The organism is Streptomyces sp. NPDC029956 (assembly GCF_055574655.1).
This window is the reverse complement of the sequence record NZ_JBVHZJ010000080.1, coordinates 1-19,679: the sequence shown is the minus strand read 5'-3', so window position 1 is coordinate 19,679 and position 19,679 is coordinate 1. Positions and strand designations below refer to the sequence as shown.

Below are 19,679 nucleotides of genomic sequence, written 5' to 3'. Positions count from 1 at the left end.
GGGGGGGGTGTTGGGTGTTTTGTGGTTTTCTTGTTTTTGTTTTTTTTTTTGGTTTGTTTCTTCCCCCACCGCTCCTCGTCCCCCTCCTCTCCCCCCCCCCGGGCCTCGGTGTCGTCAGGGCCGCCTCACCCCTCCACGGCGCCGAGCTGTGCCATCAGCCCGAGCAGGTCGTACTGCCACCACCCCTCGACGATCTTCCCGTCGTCCCGGAAGCGGTGGACGACCGTCCCGGTCATCGTCACCTCCATGCCGGAGGGCTGGATCCCCATGAAGTCCCCGGTATGGGTGCCGGTCCAGGTCCAGCGGGTGCACACCCGGTCGCCCTCGGCGATCTGGTCGTCGACGGTGAAGGCGAAGTCGAAGCCGCCCCGCCACATCTCCACCTCGCGCCGGACCGCGTCCATGCCGATGACGTCCTGCTCATTGGTCGGATCGTGATCGTGGTACCCCTCGGCGAGCACCTCGTCCATCAGCGCGAGCTCCGGCTCGGCGGCGAACATCTCCATCAGCCGCCGGGCGTTGGCCTTGTACATCGCCTCGTCCCGGACCACGTCCAGGTCGGTGAACGTCGGCATCTCGTCACAGAGCGCGACCATCTCCCGGAAGATCCGGTCGGTCTCGGGAAGCTGCGAGTTCCGCATGGCCACGTCGTAGGACGGGAACTCCACGATCTCCACGAGATGCGAGGAATCGGCCCGGTCCTTGCCGAGGATGCTGTGCGTGGCGGTCCGCTTGCCCTTGGTCTGCTCGATCCACCGGTCCATGAGCCGGCTCATGTCGTCGATCCGGCTGGTCCTGAAGTCGATGATCTGCGTGAACGTCATGACGCCTCCCGACCCAGTGGGGATCCTTCCAGTCTAGGTTGGGCGCATGGAGCGGGCAGGGGGAGAGCAGCCGGTCACGGTCGACAACGCGGCGGGCGTCGTCGTGATCGGCGACGGAAACCGGGTCGGATTCGGTACGGGAACGGCCGTCCGCTCGGCCTACCGGGAACAGGTCCGGCGCATCGCGCCACCGGAACTCATCGGCCGTGAAGACGAGTTGGCCGAACTCGCCGCATTCTGCCGGACCGGGGACGGATACCGGTGGTGGCGGGCGGACGCCTGGGCGGGCAAGACGGCGCTCATGGCCCGGTTCACGCTCGACCCGCCCGCCGGGGTACGGATCGTGCCCTTCTTCATCACGGCCCGCCTCGGCTCGCAGAACGACGTCGCCGCCTACGTGGACGTGGTCCTTGAGCAGCTCGCGGAACTGGCCGGAGAAGGCCTCCCGCCCCACCTGACCGCCGCCACCAGGGAGGCCCACCTCTTCCGTCTGTACGGCGAGGCCGACCGGGCGTGTGCCGCACGGGGCGAGCGGCTGGTCCTGCTGGTCGACGGCCTCGACGAGGACCGTGGCGTGACGACGGGCCCGGAGGCCCGCTCGATCGCGAGCCTGCTGCCCGCCGACGGGCACGTCATCGTCTCCGGCCGGCTGAACCCGCCGCTCCCGGCGGACGTGCGGCCGGACCATCCGCTCAGGAACCCGGAGATCGTACGGATCCTCCCTCCCTCCCCGGCGGCCCGCGTGGTCAGGGCTGAGGCGGAGCGCGAACTCAAGCACCTCCTGGCGGCGGGAGGTCTCCCGTACGAACTCCTGGGCCTGGTCACCGCCTCGGGCGGCGGGCTCACGGCGGACGACCTCGCGGAGCTGACCGGAGACGTCCCCTACCGGGTGCGGGACCTGCTGCGCACCGGCCCCGGACGGACGTTCGCGCTGCGCGGCGAGGGCTATCTCCTCGCCCACGAGGAACTGGTCGTGCAGGCAGGGGAGATGCTCGCTCCGCGCGAGCAGGAGCGGTGGCACGGGATGCTGCGCGACTGGGCGGGGCGCCTGCGCGGCCGCGGCTGGCCCGCCGACACGCCCGCCTACCTGCTGCACGGGCGGTTCCCCGTGCTGCGCGCGGCCGGCGACCCGGACGCGATGGTGGAGTACGCGCTCGACCCGGTACGGCACGACCGGCTGCTGGCGGCCACCGGCGGCGACGGGGCGGCGCTCGCGGAGATCGGGACGGCGGGGGAGGCGGTGCTCGCCCGGGGCGACGCTCCCGGGCTGATCACCGCGCTGCTGCGGCTCGCCCTGCGGCGGGCCGCGCTACGGGACCGCAACGGCCAGGTGCCCGCCGAACTGCCCGTCGCCTGGGCGGAACTCGGTGAGAGCGACCGCGCGTCGGCGCTGGCGCGGGGACTCGAACCGGCGAGCCGCATCCGGGCGCTGTGCGCCGTCGCGGAGCTGCTGCACGCCGAGGGGCGCGTGGCGCGGGCCCACGCCCTCCTGGGCGAGGCCGACACCCTGGCCCGTGCGGAACACCGCACCCAGGAAAGGCCCTTCGCGCTGTGGGCCGTCGGCGACTCCTGGCTCGCGGTCGGGGAGGCGGACCGGGCGGAGGCGATCATGCACGCCCTGCCGGGGGTGATCCTGCGCCGCCGCCCGCTGCTGGCCCTGGTCGCCTTCCGCTGCCGCGTGGGCGAGTTCGAGCGCGCGCTCGACGCGGTGCGCGAGGTGAGGGAGCCCCGGACCCGGGCCCTCGGCCACGCGAGCGTCTGCGGTGCGCTCGCGGCATCGGACCGCGTGCCCGAGGCCCTCGCCCTGGCCCGGTCCGAGCAGGGCTTCGGGCGGGTACTGGGATTGCTGCGGATCGCCGAGGCCCTGGGAGCCGCCGGAGGTTCTGGGGCGGGCGAGGCTGCCGGGCTCGTCGACGAAGCGCTCGCCGTCCTCGCGGACGAGGCGCCCGCCGGTGGCAGCGAGCTCGCCGCCGAGCTGATCACCGTCCTCGTGGCGGCCGGGGCCGCCGGGCGGGCCGAGGCGCTCGCCGTCGAGCCGGGGGCCTCGCGGCACGTGGAGGTGATGCGCCTCGCCCTGGTCAAGGCGCTGGCACGGCAGGGCGACCCGGACCGGGCCGAGGGTCTGTTCCCCCTGCTCACCTCGGAGAGCAGCCGGAGCCACGCCCGCGCCGTGCTCGTCGAGGCCTGGGCCGGGGCGGACGACGTCGACCGGCTCCGCCCCGTCCTCGCCGCGCTGACCGACCGGTTCAGCCGTCCACAGGCCGTGCGCGCGGCGGTCGGGGCCCTCGTCCGGGCCGGCTCGGCCGAGGAGGCCGAGGCCCTCGCGTCGAGCGAACCGGACGTGGCCGATCCGCAGGGAACCGGCCTGAAGGTGACGCTCGTCCGTGCCCTCGCCGCGGCCGGGCAGCGCGAGCGGGCCGCCACGCTCCTGGCCCGGGTGGAACGGGCGAGCCGCGCGCCCCGGCGCGAGGAGGTCGCCCCCGTGCTCGCCGCCGTGGCGGAGGCGCTGGCCCTGGCGGGGCACCTCGCGCCCGCCCGGGCCCTCACGGACGGCCTCGAGGCGGGGACGGACAGGGAACCGGGACTGCTCCGAGTCGTCCGGGCCCTCCTCGCGACGGGCCGTTTCGAGGAGGCCGAGCGGCAGGCCGGGGGCGCCCGCGTGAATCAGCGGGAGTACCTGGCCGGGCTGATCGAACGGGCCCGGGCGGCCCGGGGGCCCGACGCGCTGCTCCGTGAGTTCGCCCGGCCGGTCGCGCGGCGGGGCTGCGTACGGCTGAGCGGGGACGGGGTGCCGCGCCCCCGGCTGCCCGCGCCCGAGACGGGGGTCCCGGTCGCGGAGGTGGAGCGGCGGGCGGCACGCGCCCGGGCGCTGCACGGGGAGGGCCGGGGCGACGAGGCGGCCCGGGAACTGGACCGCGCGGTGGCCGCCGCGCGCGGCGGCCTGCGCCGCACGGCGGTGCCGCTGGCCGAGGTGGTGCGGGCGCAGACGACCCTGGGCCGGCGGGACGAGGCCGCCGACCTGCTGGCCGAGGCGTCGGCGTATCTGCGGCTCGCCGACGGGCGCCGCGAGGTGTCGTTCGTGGCGCACGCGTTCGTCGCGGCGGGGTTCCACGACGAGGCGGAGTCGCTGGTGGGGACGGCGACCGCGGAGATGACCGAGGAGACCGCCGCGCTCCGGCTCGACCTCGCCGAGGCGCTGGCCAGGGCGGGTGAGCACGGCCGCGCGGAGGCTCTGCTCGACGGGCTCGCGCGCCTCGGTCTCGCCCGGGCCCGGGCCTACACGGTTCTGGCCCTGACGCACCCCGACCCGGTCCGCGCCCGTGAGACCACCGCGCTCGCGCTGCACGTCGGGCCCTGGTACGAGGCGCTGCCCGCGGTGCTGCGCCACGAGCCGGGCGCGCTTCCGCTCGTCCTCGACGAGGCCGACCGGCTACGCCGAGCGCTGGAGGTCTGACGCCCTGACCTCCTCCGCGAACGGTTCGCCCCGGACGTACCGCCCCACCTCCTCCAGCGCCTGGTCCGTCATCCGGTGGAGTTCGTTGCCCAGGGAGCCGGCCACGTGCGGGGTGAGCAGGACGTTCGGGAGGGTGTAGAGGGGGGAGTCGGGGGGCGGGAGTTCCGGGTCCGTGACGTCCAGCGTCGCGTGGAGGCGGCCGGAGGTCAGGTGGGGGAGGAGGGCCCGTTCGTCGATCAGGGAGCCCCGGGACGTGTTGATCAGGGTCGTTCCGTCGCGCATCGCCGCCAGCTGCGCCGCGCCGATCATGCGGTACGTGGCGGGGAGCTGGGGCGCGTGGACGGAGACCACCGTGCTGCGGGCGCACAGGTCGTCGAGGTCGGTCACCAGTTCCACGCCGGGGGGCGGGACGTCGACGTACGGGTCGTACAGGAGGATCTCGATGTCGAAGGGGCGCAGCAGGTCGATCACCCTGCGGCCGATCCGGGACGCGCCCACGATGCCGACCGTGCGGCGGTAGTTGCCCCAGGTGGCGGACTCGGTGAGCCAGCCGTGGTCGGCGCGGAGTTCGGCGTACCGCTGGGCCGATCCGAGGACCCGCTTCCCCGCGAAGAGGATCGCGGCGAGCGTGTACTCGGCCACCGGCAGTGCGTTGGCCGCGGCGGCCGAGGTGACGCGCAGGCCACGGTCCCAGCAGGCCTCGGTGATGTGGTGCTTGACCGAGCCGGCCGCGTGGACCACCGCCCGCAGGCGCGGTGCGCGGTCCAGGACGTCGGCGGTCAGCGGGGTCGCTCCCCAGCAGGTGAGGAGGATCTCGGCCTCGGCGAGCGCGGTGGTGGTCCGCGGGTCCACGGACGTCAGGTCGTGGGCGACCAGGTGCGGGTCCGTGCGGGTGAGGGCGCCGAGGCGGGCGCGGTGGGCGTCGGTGAGGAGGCGTTCGGCGACGCCCTCGCCCATCGCGAGCAGCAGCGCGGGGCGGTTGTCGGTGGTCGGGTGCATCGTGGTACCTGGGCTCCTCACTTGACGCTGCCGGCCGTCAGACCGGCCTTCCAGTGGCGCTGGAGGGAGACGAAGGCGACGACGAGGGGGACGACGGCGAGCAGGGATCCGGTGACGACGAGGGGGTAGAAGTCGGGTTCCGCGTGGGCGTTGCTGTTCCACGCGTACAGGCCGAGGCTCAGCGGGTAGAGCTTCTGGTCCGACAGCATCACCAGGGGGAGGAAGAAGTTGTTCCAGACGGCGGTGAACTGGAAGAGGAAGACGGTCACGAAGCCGGGCATCACCATGCGCAGACCGATGGACCAGAAGACGCGCAGTTCGCCCGCTCCGTCGATACGGGCTGCCTCCAGGGCCTCGTCGGGGATGTAGCCGCCGCAGAAGACCCGGGACAGGTAGACGCCGAAGGGGTTGACGAGGACGGGGATGAGGACGGCCCAGTAGGTGTTGACCACGCCGACCTCGCTGGCCAGGAGGTACATCGGCAGGGCGAGCGCGGTGGTGGGGACGAGCACCCCGAGGAGGACGAGGCCGAAGAGCTTCTCCTTGCCCCGGAAGTCGTAGACGTGGAAGGCGTATCCGGCGGCGACGCTGACGAAGGAGCAGGCGAGGGCGCCGAGTCCCGCGTACAGCAGGCTGTTGGCGTACCAGTGGAAGTAGATGCCGTCGTTGTACTCGGCGAGCCGGGTGAGGTTGCCGCCCAGGTCGAAGCCCTCGAAGGAGAAGGCGTTTCCGGCGAGGAGACCGCCGGCGTCCTTGGTGGCGGCGGTCAGCAGCCAGACCAGCGGGAAGAGCATGTAGACGACGGCGAGGACCAGGGCGCCGTTGACGGCCGCCTTGGAGAGCCAGACGGAGCCGGTGCGGGGTCGGCCGCTCATGCCGTGCGCTCCTTCCGTGCGGGCGCGGGCTTCCGGGCCGGTGCGGGGGTCCGGGCCGTTCCCGCCTTGCGGCGGCCCGTCATCCGCGTCACCGCGAACGACAGCAGTGCCGCCGTCAGGGCGAGGAGTACGGAGGCCGCCGCGGCGAGTCCGTAGTCGTTGCGGTCGAAGGCCGCGGTGTAGGCGTACATGTTCGGCGTCCAGGTGGAGGTGACGGCGGAGCCCGTGCCCTTGTTGAGGATCAGCGGCTCGGTGAAGAGCTGGAGGGAGCCGATGATCGTGAAGAGGGCGACCATGGCGAGCGAGGCCTTGACGAGCGGGACCTTGACGGAGAAGGCGATGCGCCAGGCGCCGGCGCCGTCGACGGTGGCCGCTTCGAGGACGGAGCGGTCGATGGCCTGGAGGGCCGCGTAGAAGATGACCATGTTGTAGCCGAGCCACTCCCACAGCGCGATGTTGACGATCGAGGGCAGGGCGCCTTCGGGGGAGAAGAAGTCGAAGCCGATGCCTCCGGCCTCCATGGCCTGGACGACCGGGCTGAGCTGGGGTGTGTAGAGGTAGACCCAGATCAGCGCGGCGATGATGCCGGGGACGGCGTGCGGGAGGAAGAGCGCGAGCTGGAAGAAGCGGCGGGCGCGGGCGAGCGCCGAGTCGAGCAGGAGGGCGAGGCCGAGGGCCCCGGCGAGCAGCAGCGGGATGTAGAACAGGCAGTATCCGAGCAGGACGCCGAAGCCCTCGCGGAAGGCCCGGTCACCCAGCGCCGCGGTGTAGTTGTCGAGCCCGGTGAAGACGGTCTCGGTGCCGCCGAAGCCCAGTCCGGACTGCTTCTCGGTGAAGAGGCTGAGCCAGACCGCGTATCCGATCGGCACCACCATCACCGCGGTGAACAGCAGGAAGAAGGGGGTCAGCAGGATCGTGGCGGCGCGGGTGCGGGCCTTCATCCGGTCAGCCCTCGACCTTCAGGCCGCGCTTGGTGAGTTCGGCGACGGTGGCGTCGTGACCGGCCTTGACGGCGTCGGTGATGCCGGGACCGCCCTGGGCGATCTTGCCGAAGTGGTCCTTGATGGTGGTGTTGGTGGTGCCGGTGGTCGGGCCCCAGGCCCAGTTCGGGCTGATGGAGGCACCCGCGGCCTCGAAGAGGGCGTAGATGTCCTGGCCGCCGTAGTAGCTCGCGTCGAAGGCCTTCTTGGCGACGGGGCGCAGCGCGGTGGCGGCGGGGAAGGCGGAGGAGGTGCCGGAGGCGATCCGGGCCTTCACGCCGGCCTCGGTGGTGGACATCCACTCGGCGAAGGTGACGGCCGCGGCCTGCTGCTTGCTGTCCTTGGTCACGGCGAAGGAGGTGCCGCCGAGCATGCCGCTGGCGGGCTTGCCGTCCCAGCTGGGCATGGGGGCGACGCCCCACTTGCCGTCCTGTTCGGGCAGGGTGCCCTTGAGGACGCCGGCGCCCCAGGAGGCGCCGAGGTAGCCGATGGTGGTGCCGTTCTTGAGGGAGCCGGTCCACTCGGGGCTGAAGGAGGCGTTCTTGTGGACGAGCCCGGCGTCGAGGAGGCCCTGCCAGTAGCCGGCGACCTTGGTGGTGGCCGCGTCGGTGGTGTCGATCTTCCAGGTGTCGTTCTCGGCCTTGAACCACTGGGCGCCGGCCTGCCAGGCCATCGCCTCGAAGGTGGTCGGGTCGTCGGGGAAGAAGGTGGCGATACGGGCCTTGGCGTCGGCCTTCCTGACCTGCTCGGCGGCCTTCTTGAACTCGTCCCACGTGGTGGGGACCTGGACCTTGTACTTCGCGAAGAGGTCCTTGCGGTAGAAGAAGGCCTGCGGGGCGGCGTCGAAGGGGACGGCCCAGGACTTGCCGCCGAGGGTGGTGAGTTCGACGGTCTGCGGGAGCAGTTTGGCGCGGTCGGCCTCGGTGAACGCGCCGCCGATGTCCTGGAGTGCGCCGGAGCTCACGAACTCGGGGAGCGAGGAGTACTCGATGGAGACGAGGTCGGGGGCGTTGCCGGCCTTCACGGCGTTGGAGATCTTGGCGTAGCCGCCGGCGGTGCCGGAGGGGATCTCCTCGAACTTCACCTGGATGTCGGTGTGAGAGGCGTTGAAGGCGTCGACGACGTCCTTGGAGCCCTTGGCCCAGCCCCAGAAGGTGATGGTCACGGGCCCGTTCGGCTTGTTCGCCGTGCTGTTCGCTGTGTCGTCACCGCTGCCGCCGCAGGCCGTGAGAACGGCGAGGGCGGTGGCGGTGCCGGCTATGACACGGGACGTTCTGCTCCAACTGCGGGTCACGGCACGACTCCTGAAGGGCGGCGGCGGGGAGGTTGTGGCCGTGATCCTGTGACCGTTCATGACCGAAGTCAAGAGCGAAAGATTGATTGATCGAAAAAAGATCAGACGTAAGTCGTCCGGGGTTCAGGTGGAGGTCGTCGTGCGCGCCCCGCACGAGTCCCGGACCCGCAGCCTCGGCAGCAGCCCCAGATGACGCCGTGCCGCGTCCTCGTCCGCCCCCTCCGTCAGCCGCTCCACCAGGAGTTCGGTGGCGTGCCGCCCCACCTGCCGCTTCGGCGGCGCGACCGCCGTCAGCGGGGTGTCGGCCAGAGCGGCGACCTCGTCGTCGTACGCGATCAGGGCCAGGTCCTGCGGCACCCGTACGCCCAGCTCGGCGAGGCGCTGCACGATCTCGATCGCGTCCACGTCGTTGTGCACCAGGGCCGCACTCGCCAGGCCGGACCCGACGGCCTCGTGCAGCGCCCGTACCGCCCGCTCGAAGCCCTCCGGATCGGCCTCCGCCGGTACGGAGTCGATGACCGGCCGGGGCTCCGCGAGGCCCAGGGTGCCGAGCGCCTCGGCGTACCCGGCGCGCACCGCGAGCGCGGTCGGCGAGTCCCCTCGCGCCACGAGCAGCGGGGTCGCGTGGCCGAGGGCGAGCAGGTGGCGCAGAGCGAGCAGGACGCCGTGGGCGTGGTCGGACGCGACCCGGTCGAGGCCGTCCAGCGGGCTGCCGGGTTCGGCCCGGCGCTCCAGGAGCACGGTCGGTACGGGCAGTTCGGCGAGCCAGTCCCCGTAGGCGCGCTGATCCTCGGGCCCCCGCCAGCCCGGTGCGACCAGGACGCCCTCGGCGCCGGCCGCGAGCAGGCCCTCGGTGCGGGCCCGGTCCTCCTCCGGCCGGTAGTCCGAGACGCGCAGGACGAGCCGGGCGCCGGCGCGGGCGGCCGCCTCGTGCGCACCCCGGATGACCTCGGCGAAGTAGTACGTGGCGGAGGGGGCGAGCAGGCCGAGGACCAGGCCCTCGCCGGTCCGGCCGCCGCCCGGGGCGCCCCGCCGCTCCGGCCAGGACACCTGTCCGTGCACCCGGTCGAGCAGGCCCCGGCCGGCCAGGAGTTCGACGTCCCGGCGGGCGGTGACGGGGGAGACCCCGAGCCGCTCGGCCAGTTCGGCGACGCGGGCGGTGCCGCGCTCGCGGACCAGGGCCAGCAGTCGGTCGTGTCGTTCGGCAGCACTCTCGCGCACGGCGCAGTTCCCCCTCGCGGTGGTGGTGGTTCCCCGACCTTAGATCACATGCGGCCCCTTGATGATCGAACGGAAGAAATTTCGATCATTCGCTCCGAATCTCTTGACGTTCGATCGGAGCCTGTTCAGGATTCCCCGCGACGCAGTCGTCACCGCAGGGAGCCCGAGGAAGCTCCCGAGGAAGCCCCAGGGAGCCACAGGGAGCATCATGCCCACGCCGCCCGAGAACCGTGAGCTCAGCCCGTACACCGGCTGGACCCGTGCCCACTGGGAGGCCGCGGCCGACCGACTCCTCCTCGCGGTAAGCCCGTTCGCCACCCCGCGGCACGGACTGATCGACCTGCCGGGCCCCCGGCCCAGCTGGTCCGGAGCCCGCTCCGACGGCCTGGAGGGCTGGGCCCGCCCCTTCCTCCTCGCGGCGTTCCGGGTCGCGGGCGCGCGGGGCGAGGACCCGCACGGGCATCTCGACCGGTACGCGGAAGGCCTCACCGCCGGGACCGCGAAGCCGGGACGTGCGGACGAGGACTCCTGGCCCCTCACCACCGACACCCGCCAGGCGATCGTCGAAGCCGCCTCGATCGCCCTCGGCCTGCGCCTCACCCGTCCCTGGCTCTGGGACCGGCTGGACGAGCGCACCCGGGAGCAGGTCGTCGACTGGCTCCGGCCCGCCCTCGGCCCGTCCCCCGTCGACAACAACTGGTGGCTCTTCGGCCTCACCGTCGCCGGCTTCCTCCAGGACGCCGGCGCCGAATCCGACCGGGCCGCCACCACCGTCGACCGCTCCCTCGCCCGGATCGAGGACTGGTACCTCGGCGACGGCTGGTACAGCGACGGCGACAACCGCGCCTTCGACCACTACAACGCCTGGGCCCTGCACTTCTACCCGGTCCTCCACGCCCACCTCGCCGGAGACCGGGAGCTCCTCGACCGGTACGGGCCCCGCCTGCGCGCCCATCTCGACGACTACGCCCACCTCTTCGACGGCAACGGCGCCCCCCTCCCGTACGGACGCTCCCTCATCTACCGCTTCGCCGCGGCCGCCGCCCCCTGGCTCGGCACCCTCACCGGGCACACCCCGCTCGCCCCCGGCGCCACCCGCCGCCTGGCCTCGGGCACCCTGCGGTACTTCCTCGACCGCGGCGCCACCGACCGGAACGGACTCCTCACGCTCGGCTGGCACGGCCCGTACGCGCCCCTGGTCCAGGAGTACTCGGGCCCCGGCTCCCCGTACTGGGCGTCCAAGGGCTTCCTCGGCCTCCTCCTGCCCGCAGGCCACCCCGCCTGGACCGACCGCGAGGAACCCCTGCCGGCCGAACGCACCGACACCGTCCGCCCCTTCGCCCCGGCCGGGCTGCTCGTCCAGACCACCGCCGCCGACGGACTCGTACGCCTCCACAACCACGGCAGCAACCACGTGCACAGCGCCGAGGCCGACGAGGACGACCCCGGTTACGCCCGCCAGGCGTACGCGACCCGTACCGGACCCACCACCGGGCCGGCCCCCGCCGACAACCACTTCGCGCTGCTCGTCGAGGGGAGGCCGACCACCCGGGGGCCCGCCGAACCCGCCGGCACCGGGCCCGGCTGGGCCGCCTCCCGGCACACCCCGTACCCCGGCGTCCGGGTCGTCTCCGCGACCCTCGCCCACGGCCGTGCCGAGGTCCGCGCCCACCTGGTCATCGGCGCCCCGGAGGGGACGCCCGTACGGCAGACCGGCTGGGCCACCACCCCCGGAGGGCCGCACGCGCAACTGCACCCGGTGCACGGCTATCCCGCGGACCACGGAGCCGCCGGCCCCGCCACCGAACTCCCCACCGGGGAGACCCTCCAGGGACCCGGCAGCCGCACCCTCGCCCTGCACGGCACGACGAGCGGGACGGCCACCCTCTTCGTCGCGCTCGCCTCCCTCACGGCCGAGCCCGCCCCGGCCCCCGTCGCGGACCTCGCGGCCGTCCGGATCACCGGCCACACCCTCCATGTGACCTGGCAGGACGGCAGCACCACGCGACTGGACCTCGACGCACGGACCGGGTGAGCGGGCTACCGCGGGAGCTGCCCCGGACCGGGTGAGCGGGCTACCTCGGCCCGTACTTCCGGCCCGCCTTGGAGGAGACCCCGCCGAGGAGTCCGCGCGGCGCCAGCTTCACCACGCCCATGAGGGCCTTGTAGCGGGGGTCGGGGATCGACAGCGTCTTCCCCCGGTCCAGGTCCGCGAGCGCCGCCGTCACCAGCTTGTCCGCGTCGAGCCACATCCAGCCCGGGATGTTGTCCGTCCCCATTCCGGCCCGCTCGTGGAACTCGGTCCGTACGAAGCCGGGGCAGAGCGCCATCAGCCGTACGCCGCTGCCCGCCAGGTCCCGGGCCGCGCCCTGGGTGAACTGCACGACCCACGCCTTCGACGCCCCGTACGTGCCGCGGGGCACGAAGGCCGCGACCGAGGCGACGTTGACCACGGAGCCCCGCCGGCGCTCCTTCATCGAGGCGGCGGCCGCCGAGGTCAGCCGCAGCACAGCCTCGCAGTGCACCGTGAGCATCTTCAGCTCGTCGGCCATGGACACCTCGAGGAAGCGGCCCTTGTTGCCGAAGCCGGCGTTGTTCACGAGCATGTCCACCGGCTGCTTCGGGTCCGAGAGCCGGGCCTCGACGGCGGCGATGCCCTTCTCCTCGGCGAGGTCCGCCGCGAGCACCTCGGCCTCGATGCCGTGGCGGTCGTGCAGCTCCGTCGCCTGCTCCCGGAGCCGCTTCACGTCCCGGGCCACGAGCACGATGTCGTGGCCGTCCGCGGCGAGCCTCCGTGCGAAAGCGGCCCCGATGCCCGCGGTGGCGCCCGTAATCAGTGCAGTCGTCATACGGGCACGGTAGTGCCACGGCGGAGGCCTTCTTGTCCGCGTACCGCCGACCAGACGCGGGCTACGCGCGCGCGTACTTCTCCGTGTACTGGCGTGCGAGCGCGAGGAGTCCGGACTCCATCCACTCGGCGGCGGCCAACGTGCGGGGGAGCAGGGTGCGTTCGGTGGTCGCGGCGCGGTGGAGCAGCGCGACGGTGATGTCGTGGTCGGGCCGGTGGACGACCGTGATCGGGTCGCCGGCGCGGATCTCGCCCGGCACGATCACCCGCAGCAGCGCGCCGGGACCGGCGTCCGACTGCGTGAACCGCCTGACCCAGCCCTTCTCCCCCAGGAAGCCGGCGAACGTACGGCAGGGGATGCGGCCGCCGGTGACCTCCAGGACGACCTCCTCGCCGATCCGCCAGCGCTCGCCGATCAGGGCGCCGTTCACGTCGAGGTCACGGGTCGTGAGGTTCTCGCCGAAGGAGCCGTCGGCGAGCGGGCGGCCGAGTTCGCGCTCCCACCGGTCCAGGTCCTCGCGCGCGAAGGCGTACGCGGCCCGGTCGTCGCCCCCGTGGAAGCGCAGGTCGCAGACCGTGTCCCCGGCGAGGCCGCTCGTGCCGACGCCTGGCGCCCCGGGCGCCTCGATCCGGACCGGCCCCTCGACGGGGCGCTTGTCGATGGCGGTCAGGCCGGACGCGGCCTCCGTGTAGTCCACGGCCTTGGCGCGGCCCACATTCACACTCAGCAAGGTCATGTGGGCACTTTACGGGCACACATCTCAAAGGTGAAGGTGGAAAAGTGGGACTCCATCCAAGATTCGCTTATGCTGGAGTCCATGATCGAGGCCCGTCACCTCCGCGTCCTGCGTGCCGTCGCCGCCACCGGCTCGTTCTCGGCCGCCGCGCGCGAACTCGGCTGCACCCAGCCCGCCGTAAGCCAGCAGATGAAGGCCCTCGAAGGCTCCGCCGGCACGCCGCTGCTGATCCGTACGGGCCGCGAGATGCGCCTCACCGAGGCCGGGGAGGTCCTGGTCCGCCACGCCTCCGGCATCCTCGCCGGGCTCACCGCCGCGGAGGAGGAGGTCGCCGCGATCGCCGGGCTCCGCGCGGGCCGGGTCCGGCTGGTCTCCTTCCCCAGCGGCAGCTCCACGCTCGTCCCCACCGCGCTCGCCGCGCTGCGGGCGGCGCACCCCGGCACCCGCGTCTCGCTCGTCGAGGCCGAGCCGCCGCGCTCGATCGAGATGCTCCGCGAGGGCGACTGCGACGTGGCCCTCGCCTTCCGGTACGGCGGCGGAACGGCCGGCCGGCAGGCCGACGGGCAGGCGGAGTGGGACGACCTGGTCGTCCGCCCGATCCTGGCCGACCGGCTGGTGGGCCTGGTCCCCGAGGGGCACCGGCTCGCCGGGGCCGAGTCCGTGGGCATGGCCGAACTGGCCGAGGAGTCCTGGATCGCGGGCTGTCCGCGCTGCCGCCGCCAGCTCGTGGACGTGTGCGAGGAGGCGGGCTTCACCCCTCGTATCGACTTCGCCACCGACGACTACCCGGCCGTGGTGGGCCTGGTCGGCGCCGGTCTGGGCGTGGCCGTCCTGCCGGAGCTGGCCATCGAGTCCGTACGGCCCAGGGGGGCGCGGACCGTGACCGTCGAGCCGGCCGTGGAGCGGGAGATCGTGGCCCTGACCCTGCCCGACCTGGCGCAGGTGCCGGCCGTCGCCGCCACGCTCGACGAACTGACCCGGGCCGCCACGCGCGCGTAGGACGCCGCCTCGCGCACGTGGGCGAGTCCGGTTGTTCGTGCTCCGGTTGTTCGTGCTCCGGTTGTTCGTTGAGGTTCGGTGCTTAGTTGAGGAAACGTTCCTTCACATGCGCTCCACAATCGGCCGGCCTGCTGCCGACGCCGATGTCGTCATGGATGTCACGGATGTCACGGAAGCCGCGGACGCGACCGACGCGGACGTCGGCGCCGCTGTGATCAGGCGATTGCGCGCGCGTCCCATGAGCTCTTCGCGTTCGTCCTCGGTGAGGCCGCCCCATACGCCGTAGGGCTCCCGCACGGCGAGTGCGTGAGCCGCGCACTCCGCGCGTACCGGGCACCGCATGCAGACCTCTTTCGCCGAGTTCTCACGCGCACTCCGTGCCGCGCCGCGCTCTCCCTCGGGGTGGAAGAACAGGGAGCTGTCGACCCCGCGGCAGGCCGCGAGCAGTTGCCAGTCCCACAGATCGGCGTTGGGTCCGGGAAGGCGGGAGAAATCTGCCATTGCGCTTGTCCCCTTGAAACCGTGTCGAACGGATAGGTGGGCGGGTTGATGGCTGATGGCCGGGGCTCCTCGCGGCCCCGTCGGTCCGGGTCGGTACACCTACTGTCGAAGTAGATGTAAATATGACTCATTGCGAATCTAGCCACAGACACCGCGAAAAGGGAAGAAATCCCGCTAAATGGGGCATAGCTTTCGATGATGGACGAACGAGCCGCGTCGCTCCCCTCCGCGTGCGAGCCCTCACGTAGAGTGCCGAAGGCTGCCGTCCGACCCGTAACTCTTTCGAGTGACCGTCGTTGAGAGTGCGGAGGCGGTTGAAGGAACAAGCGATCGGGCAGGTGTCCGAGAGCGTCAATCGCACAGGTGACGATTACGTACAGCCCTGGAGGCTCAAGGTGACGCGCTACAGCTGCGAGAGCCGCGGAGGTCAGGCATGACATCCGTCCTCGTCTGCGACGACTCCCCGCTTGCCCGAGAGGCGCTCCGCCGCGCGGTCGCGACCGTGCCCGGCGTCGAGCGCGTGACCACCGCGGCCAACGGCGAGGAAGTCCTCCGCCGCTGGGGCGCGGACCGCTCGGACCTGATTCTGATGGACGTGCGCATGCCCGGTCTGGGCGGCGTGGAGACCGTCCGCCGGCTGCTCTCCGCGGACCCCGGCGCCCGCATCATCATGCTCACGGTCGCCGAGGACCTCGACGGCGTCGCCCTCGCGGTCGCCGCGGGTGCCCGTGGCTATCTGCACAAGGACGCCTCGCGCGCCGAACTGCGGGCCACCGTCACCCAGGCGCTGGCCGACCCGACCTGGCGGCTCGCCCCGCGCCGGCTCCGTTCGGCCGAGATGGGCGCCGCGCCCACCCTCACCGCACGCGAGATCCAGGTCCTCGAGGGCATGAGCCACGGCCGGTCCAACGCCGAGATCGGGCGCGAGCTCTTCCTCTCCGAGGACACGGTCAAGACCCACGCCCGGCGACTCTTCAAGAAGCTGGGCGCCTCGGACCGGGCGCACGCGGTCGCCCTCGGATTCCGCTGGGGCCTGGTCCGCTGAATCGCAGGTCATCGGCCATTTCCCCGTCCTCACCCACGTCCGTCGTGGGGTGGACGGGGCAGGCTTGTGTCACTTCCCCGCGCGATGACGCATCCTTGAGATGTGGAGTTCCTCGGGGACGAGTCGATCGAGCGTGAGGGGAGGGCGCGGGAGATGAGTTCCGGCGCACCTGCTCATAACGCTTCGGTGCACAACTACGGACGCGGTGCCACGAACGCCGAGGCGTCGGGGCACCATGGAGCGATGCGCGACGACGAGACCGTGGGGTCCCCCATGCCTGCCGGGCAGGGGGAGATCGGCGCGCTCGTGCACCGTGCGGTCGAGGGCGACGCCCAGGCGACGCACGACCTGCTCGCACGGGTGCATCCGCTCGCGCTGCGGTACTGCCGCACCCGCCTCAACCGGCTGCCGGGCGACGCCCGGCACTTCGTCGAGGACCTGGCCCAGGAGGTCTGCGTCGCCGTCCTGATGGCGCTGCCGCGCTACAAGGACACGGGCAGGCCCTTCGAGGCCTTCGTCTTCGCCATCGCCGGACACAAGGTCGCCGACCTCCAGCGCGCCGCCATGCGGCACCCGGGGTCCACGGCCGTCCCCTCCGACGAGATGCCCGAGCGGCCCGACGACTCCCTCGGTCCCGAGGAGCGCGCGCTCCTCAGCGACGACGCCGAGTGGGCCAAGAAGCTGCTCGCCAACCTCCCGGAGAACCAGCGCGAACTGCTCGTGCTCCGTGTCGCCGTCGGACTGACCGCCGAGGAGACCGGGCAGATGCTCGGCATGTCCCCGGGGGCCGTGCGGGTCGCGCAGCACCGCGCGCTCAGCCGGCTCAGGGCGCTGGCCGAGCAGTAGCCGAGTGGCGGCCATGGCCGACCAGTAAGGCTCAGTGGGGCCACTCGTCCCTTTCGTACACGTGCGAATGTCCAAAGCTTGCGGCTGATCTTGATCGTGGAATGAGACACCGCTTCAGCCCGTTAGCATGGACATCCGCACCGATCAAGGCCATTTGGGGAAGGTGTCATGACTGCAAACGTCGACGGAGTGCCCGAGAAATTCGCGACACTCGGGCTGACCTACGACGACGTGCTGCTGCTGCCGGGCGCGTCCGAGGTCCTCCCGAACGCGGTCGACACCTCGTCCCGCATCTCCCGCAACGTCCGCGTGAACATCCCGCTGCTCTCCGCGGCGATGGACAAGGTCACCGAGTCCCGCATGGCCATCGCCATGGCGCGGCAGGGCGGCGTGGGCGTCCTGCACCGCAACCTGTCCATCGAGGACCAGGTCAACCAGGTCGACCTCGTGAAGCGCTCCGAGTCCGGCATGGTGACCGACCCGATCACCGTGCACCCGGACGCGACACTGGCCGAGGCCGACGCCCTCTGCGCCAAGTTCCGCATCAGCGGCGTCCCGGTCACCGACCCGGCCGGCAAGCTCCTCGGCATCGTCACCAACCGCGACATGGCGTTCGAGTCGGACCGCAGCCGCCAGGTGCGCGAGGTCATGACCCCGATGCCGCTGGTCACCGGCAAGGTCGGCATCTCCGGCGTGGACGCCATGGAGCTGCTCCGTCGCCACAAGATCGAGAAGCTGCCGCTGGTCGACGAGGCGGGCATCCTCAAGGGCCTCATCACGGTCAAGGACTTCGTCAAGGCGGAGAAGTACCCGCACGCCGCGAAGGACAGGGAAGGCCGCCTGCTCGTCGGCGCGGCCGTCGGCGCCAGCCCCGAGGCGCTGGAGCGCGCCCAGGGCCTGGCCGAGGCCGGTGTCGACTTCCTGATCGTCGACACCTCCCACGGGCACAACAGCAACGCCCTCAACTGGATGGCGAAGATCAAGTCCAGCGTCGGCGTCGACGTCATCGGCGGCAACGTCGCGACGCGTGACGGCGCGCAGGCCCTGATCGACGCCGGTGTCGACGGTGTCAAGGTCGGCGTCGGACCCGGCTCCATCTGCACCACGCGTGTGGTCGCCGGCATCGGTGTCCCGCAGGTCACCGCCATCTACGAGGCGGCGCTCGCCGCCCGCGCCGCCGGCGTCCCGGTCATCGGCGACGGTGGTCTGCAGTACTCCGGAGACATCGGCAAGGCGCTCGCCGCCGGTGCCGACACGGTCATGCTCGGCAGCCTGCTCGCCGGGTGCGAGGAGTCCCCGGGCGAGCTGCAGTTCATCAACGGCAAGCAGTTCAAGTCGTACCGCGGCATGGGCTCGCTCGGCGCGATGCAGTCCCGCGGCCAGGGCCGGTCCTACTCCAAGGACCGCTACTTCCAGGCCGAGGTCGCCTCGGACGACAAGCTCGTGCCCGAGGGCATCGAGGGCCAGGTGCCCTACCGCGGCCCCCTGGCCAACGTCCTGCACCAGCTCGTCGGCGGTCTGCGCCAGACGATGGGCTACGTGGGCGCGGCCACCATCGAGGAGATGGAGTCGAAGGGCCGCTTCGTCCGGATCACGTCCGCGGGCCTCAAGGAGAGCCACCCGCACGACATCCAGATGACGGTCGAGGCGCCGAACTACAGCAGGAAGTAACACAGCGCGACGCGTGGGGGCGGTTCCGGCATGTGGCCGGAGCCGCCCCTCACGCTTGTGTCGGGGATACTGGTAGGCGCAGACGTAGAGGGAAAGGCCACACATCGTGACTGAGATCGAGATCGGGCGCGGCAAGCGCGGCCGCAGGGCGTACGCGTTCGACGACATCGCCGTCGTTCCGAGCCGGCGCACCCGGGACCCGAAGGAGGTCTCGATCGCCTGGCAGATCGACGCCTACCGCTTCGAGCTCCCCTTCCTGGCCGCCCCCATGGACTCGGTCGTGTCGCCGCAGACCGCGATCCGCATCGGTGAGCTGGGCGGCCTGGGCGTCCTGAACCTGGAGGGTCTCTGGACCCGGTACGAGGACCCGCAGCCGCTGCTCGACGAGATCGCCGAGCTGGACGAGGCGACCGCGACCCGCCGTCTGCAGGAGATCTACGCGGCCCCGATCAAGGAAGAGCTGATCGGGCAGCGCATCAAGGAGGTGCGCGACTCCGGTGTCGTCACCGCCGCCGCGCTCTCCCCGCAGCGCACCGCGCAGTTCTCCAAGGCCGTCGTCGACGCCGGCGTGGACATCTTCGTCATCCGCGGCACCACGGTCTCCGCCGAGCACGTGTCGGGCGCGTCCGAGCCGCTGAACCTGAAGCAGTTCATCTACGAGCTCGACGTCCCGGTCATCGTCGGCGGCTGTGCCACGTACACCGCGGCCCTGCACCTGATGCGCACCGGCGCGGCGGGCGTCCTCGTCGGCTTCGGCGGCGGCGCGGCGCACACCACGCGCAACGTGCTCGGCATCCAGGTCCCGATGGCGACCGCGGTCGCCGACGTGGCCGCGGCCCGCCGCGACTACATGGACGAGTCCGGCGGCCGGTACGTGCACGTCATCGCCGACGGCGGTGTCGGCTGGTCCGGCGACCTGCCGAAGGCGATCGCCTGTGGCGCCGACGCGGTCATGATGGGCTCCCCGCTGGCCCGCGCCACGGACGCGCCCGGCAAGGGCCACCACTGGGGCATGGAGGCCGTCCACGAGGACGTGCCGCGCGGCAAGCTGGTCGACCTGGGCATCGTCGGCACCACTGAGGAGATCCTCGCGGGCCCGTCGCACATCCCGGACGGCTCGATGAACTTCTTCGGCGCCCTGCGCCGCGCGATGGCCACCACGGGCTACAGCGAGCTCAAGGAGTTCCAGCGCGTCGAGGTCACGGTCGCGGACTCGCAGCACAAGCGCTGACGTCCGATCCCGTACGCACGAGGAGGGGCCCCGCACCACCCGGTGCGGGGCCCCTCCTCGTCCGTCCGACGGCTACGAGGCCCTCTTTGTGCCGGAGAAAGCGGCGAAGGCGGCGATGTCGAAGAACAAGAACGTCAGCCCGTCTCTGGTCGCG

Annotated in this window: 15 protein-coding genes and 1 pseudogene; 7 read left to right on the top strand and 9 right to left on the bottom strand. The window is 72.2% G+C overall.

Features of this window, described 5'->3' with window-relative positions; all coding sequences use genetic code 11:
- Nucleotides 1-125: 125 nt before the first annotated feature.
- On the bottom strand, nt 126-824 hold the full coding sequence (locus tag ACZ4XX_RS37180; protein WP_468512235.1) for an ester cyclase: 699 nt from the start codon (nt 822-824) through the stop codon (nt 126-128).
- Nucleotides 825-870: 46 nt separating this feature from the next.
- On the opposite strand from ACZ4XX_RS37180, the gene ACZ4XX_RS37175 reads away from it, so the two are divergent.
- On the top strand, nt 871-4,278 hold the full coding sequence (locus tag ACZ4XX_RS37175) for a hypothetical protein (RefSeq protein WP_468512234.1): 3,408 nt from the start codon (nt 871-873) through the stop codon (nt 4,276-4,278).
- On the opposite strand, the gene ACZ4XX_RS37170 is transcribed toward ACZ4XX_RS37175, so the two are convergent.
- The 5 genes from ACZ4XX_RS37170 to ACZ4XX_RS37150 all read right to left on the bottom strand — a co-directional run bounded on the left by ACZ4XX_RS37170 (nt 4,255) and on the right by ACZ4XX_RS37150 (nt 9,647).
- Nucleotides 4,255-5,277 carry a hydroxyacid dehydrogenase gene (locus tag ACZ4XX_RS37170; RefSeq protein WP_468512233.1) on the bottom strand — a complete coding sequence of 341 codons (1,023 nt, stop codon included), beginning with the start codon at nt 5,275-5,277 and terminating at the stop codon, nt 4,255-4,257. The genes ACZ4XX_RS37175 and ACZ4XX_RS37170 overlap by 24 nt on opposite strands.
- Before the next feature lie 17 nt (nt 5,278-5,294).
- Nucleotides 5,295-6,152 (bottom strand): carbohydrate ABC transporter permease, encoded by an 858-nt coding sequence (locus tag ACZ4XX_RS37165; protein ID WP_468512232.1) that lies wholly within the window; start codon nt 6,150-6,152, stop codon nt 5,295-5,297.
- Nucleotides 6,149-7,093, bottom strand: coding sequence for a carbohydrate ABC transporter permease (locus ACZ4XX_RS37160; protein ID WP_468512231.1), 945 nt, complete (start codon nt 7,091-7,093; stop codon nt 6,149-6,151). The genes ACZ4XX_RS37165 and ACZ4XX_RS37160 overlap by 4 nt, the downstream gene beginning before the upstream one ends.
- A gap of 4 nt (nt 7,094-7,097) precedes the next feature.
- Nucleotides 7,098-8,426: an ABC transporter substrate-binding protein gene (locus ACZ4XX_RS37155; RefSeq protein ID WP_468512230.1), complete on the bottom strand. Its 1,329-nt coding sequence runs from the start codon at nt 8,424-8,426 to the stop codon at nt 7,098-7,100.
- A gap of 123 nt (nt 8,427-8,549) precedes the next feature.
- Complete coding sequence (locus ACZ4XX_RS37150; protein ID WP_468512229.1) at nt 8,550-9,647, bottom strand: substrate-binding domain-containing protein; 1,098 nt, start codon at nt 9,645-9,647, stop codon at nt 8,550-8,552.
- Nucleotides 9,648-9,855: 208 nt separating this feature from the next.
- On the opposite strand from ACZ4XX_RS37150, the gene ACZ4XX_RS37145 reads away from it, so the two are divergent.
- Complete coding sequence (locus ACZ4XX_RS37145; RefSeq protein ID WP_468512228.1) at nt 9,856-11,682, top strand: DUF2264 domain-containing protein; 1,827 nt, start codon at nt 9,856-9,858, stop codon at nt 11,680-11,682.
- A gap of 40 nt (nt 11,683-11,722) precedes the next feature.
- Here ACZ4XX_RS37145 and ACZ4XX_RS37140 read toward each other — a convergent pair whose 3' ends face one another.
- Nucleotides 11,723-12,496, bottom strand: a complete 774-nt coding sequence (locus ACZ4XX_RS37140) for an SDR family NAD(P)-dependent oxidoreductase (RefSeq protein WP_468512227.1) — start codon at nt 12,494-12,496, stop codon at nt 11,723-11,725.
- Nucleotides 12,497-12,557: 61 nt separating this feature from the next.
- On the bottom strand, nt 12,558-13,232 hold the full coding sequence (locus ACZ4XX_RS37135) for an MOSC domain-containing protein (protein WP_468512226.1): 675 nt from the start codon (nt 13,230-13,232) through the stop codon (nt 12,558-12,560).
- Between the two features lie 81 nt (nt 13,233-13,313).
- On the opposite strand from ACZ4XX_RS37135, the gene ACZ4XX_RS37130 reads away from it, so the two are divergent.
- On the top strand, nt 13,314-14,231 hold the full coding sequence (locus ACZ4XX_RS37130; RefSeq protein WP_468512225.1) for a LysR family transcriptional regulator: 918 nt from the start codon (nt 13,314-13,316) through the stop codon (nt 14,229-14,231).
- 180 nt (nt 14,232-14,411) lie between these two features.
- On the opposite strand, the pseudogene ACZ4XX_RS37125 reads toward ACZ4XX_RS37130, so the two are convergent.
- A pseudogene (locus tag ACZ4XX_RS37125) lies at nt 14,412-14,732 on the bottom strand (WhiB family transcriptional regulator); the annotation flags it as partial.
- Between the two features lie 433 nt (nt 14,733-15,165).
- Here ACZ4XX_RS37125 and ACZ4XX_RS37120 point away from each other — a divergent pair.
- From ACZ4XX_RS37120 to ACZ4XX_RS37105, 4 genes are all read left to right on the top strand, one after another.
- On the top strand, nt 15,166-15,777 hold the full coding sequence (locus ACZ4XX_RS37120) for a response regulator transcription factor (RefSeq protein ID WP_003948568.1): 612 nt from the start codon (nt 15,166-15,168) through the stop codon (nt 15,775-15,777).
- Between the two features lie 243 nt (nt 15,778-16,020).
- Entirely contained in the window at nt 16,021-16,623 is a 603-nt protein-coding gene (locus ACZ4XX_RS37115; protein WP_030318557.1) for a sigma-70 family RNA polymerase sigma factor, read from the top strand.
- 168 nt (nt 16,624-16,791) lie between these two features.
- The gene (guaB, locus tag ACZ4XX_RS37110) at nt 16,792-18,294 is read left to right on the top strand and encodes an IMP dehydrogenase (protein ID WP_389034645.1); all 1,503 of its coding nucleotides are present in this window, start codon (nt 16,792-16,794) and stop codon (nt 18,292-18,294) included.
- A gap of 106 nt (nt 18,295-18,400) precedes the next feature.
- A complete protein-coding gene (locus ACZ4XX_RS37105) occupies nt 18,401-19,525 on the top strand; it encodes a GuaB3 family IMP dehydrogenase-related protein (RefSeq protein ID WP_187623400.1) in 1,125 nt (374 codons plus the stop codon).
- Nucleotides 19,526-19,679: the final 154 nt, after the last annotated feature.

What these genes read in the sequence shown, in the direction of transcription:
- ACZ4XX_RS37130 (WP_468512225.1), top strand. Translation starts at nt 13,314, where the DNA reads ATGATCGAGGCCCGTCACCTCCGCGTCCTGCGTGCCGTCGCCGCCACC.
- ACZ4XX_RS37175 (WP_468512234.1), top strand. Translation starts at nt 871, where the DNA reads ATGGAGCGGGCAGGGGGAGAGCAGCCGGTCACGGTCGACAACGCGGCG.
- ACZ4XX_RS37140 (WP_468512227.1), bottom strand. Translation starts at nt 12,496, where the DNA reads ATGACGACTGCACTGATTACGGGCGCCACCGCGGGCATCGGGGCCGCT.
- ACZ4XX_RS37115 (WP_030318557.1), top strand. Translation starts at nt 16,021, where the DNA reads ATGCGCGACGACGAGACCGTGGGGTCCCCCATGCCTGCCGGGCAGGGG.
- ACZ4XX_RS37160 (WP_468512231.1), bottom strand. Translation starts at nt 7,093, where the DNA reads ATGAAGGCCCGCACCCGCGCCGCCACGATCCTGCTGACCCCCTTCTTC.
- ACZ4XX_RS37135 (WP_468512226.1), bottom strand. Translation starts at nt 13,232, where the DNA reads ATGACCTTGCTGAGTGTGAATGTGGGCCGCGCCAAGGCCGTGGACTAC.
- guaB (WP_389034645.1), top strand. Translation starts at nt 16,792, where the DNA reads ATGACTGCAAACGTCGACGGAGTGCCCGAGAAATTCGCGACACTCGGG.
- ACZ4XX_RS37145 (WP_468512228.1), top strand. Translation starts at nt 9,856, where the DNA reads ATGCCCACGCCGCCCGAGAACCGTGAGCTCAGCCCGTACACCGGCTGG.
- ACZ4XX_RS37180 (WP_468512235.1), bottom strand. Translation starts at nt 824, where the DNA reads ATGACGTTCACGCAGATCATCGACTTCAGGACCAGCCGGATCGACGAC.
- ACZ4XX_RS37165 (WP_468512232.1), bottom strand. Translation starts at nt 6,152, where the DNA reads ATGAGCGGCCGACCCCGCACCGGCTCCGTCTGGCTCTCCAAGGCGGCC.
- ACZ4XX_RS37120 (WP_003948568.1), top strand. Translation starts at nt 15,166, where the DNA reads ATGACATCCGTCCTCGTCTGCGACGACTCCCCGCTTGCCCGAGAGGCG.
- ACZ4XX_RS37170 (WP_468512233.1), bottom strand. Translation starts at nt 5,277, where the DNA reads ATGCACCCGACCACCGACAACCGCCCCGCGCTGCTGCTCGCGATGGGC.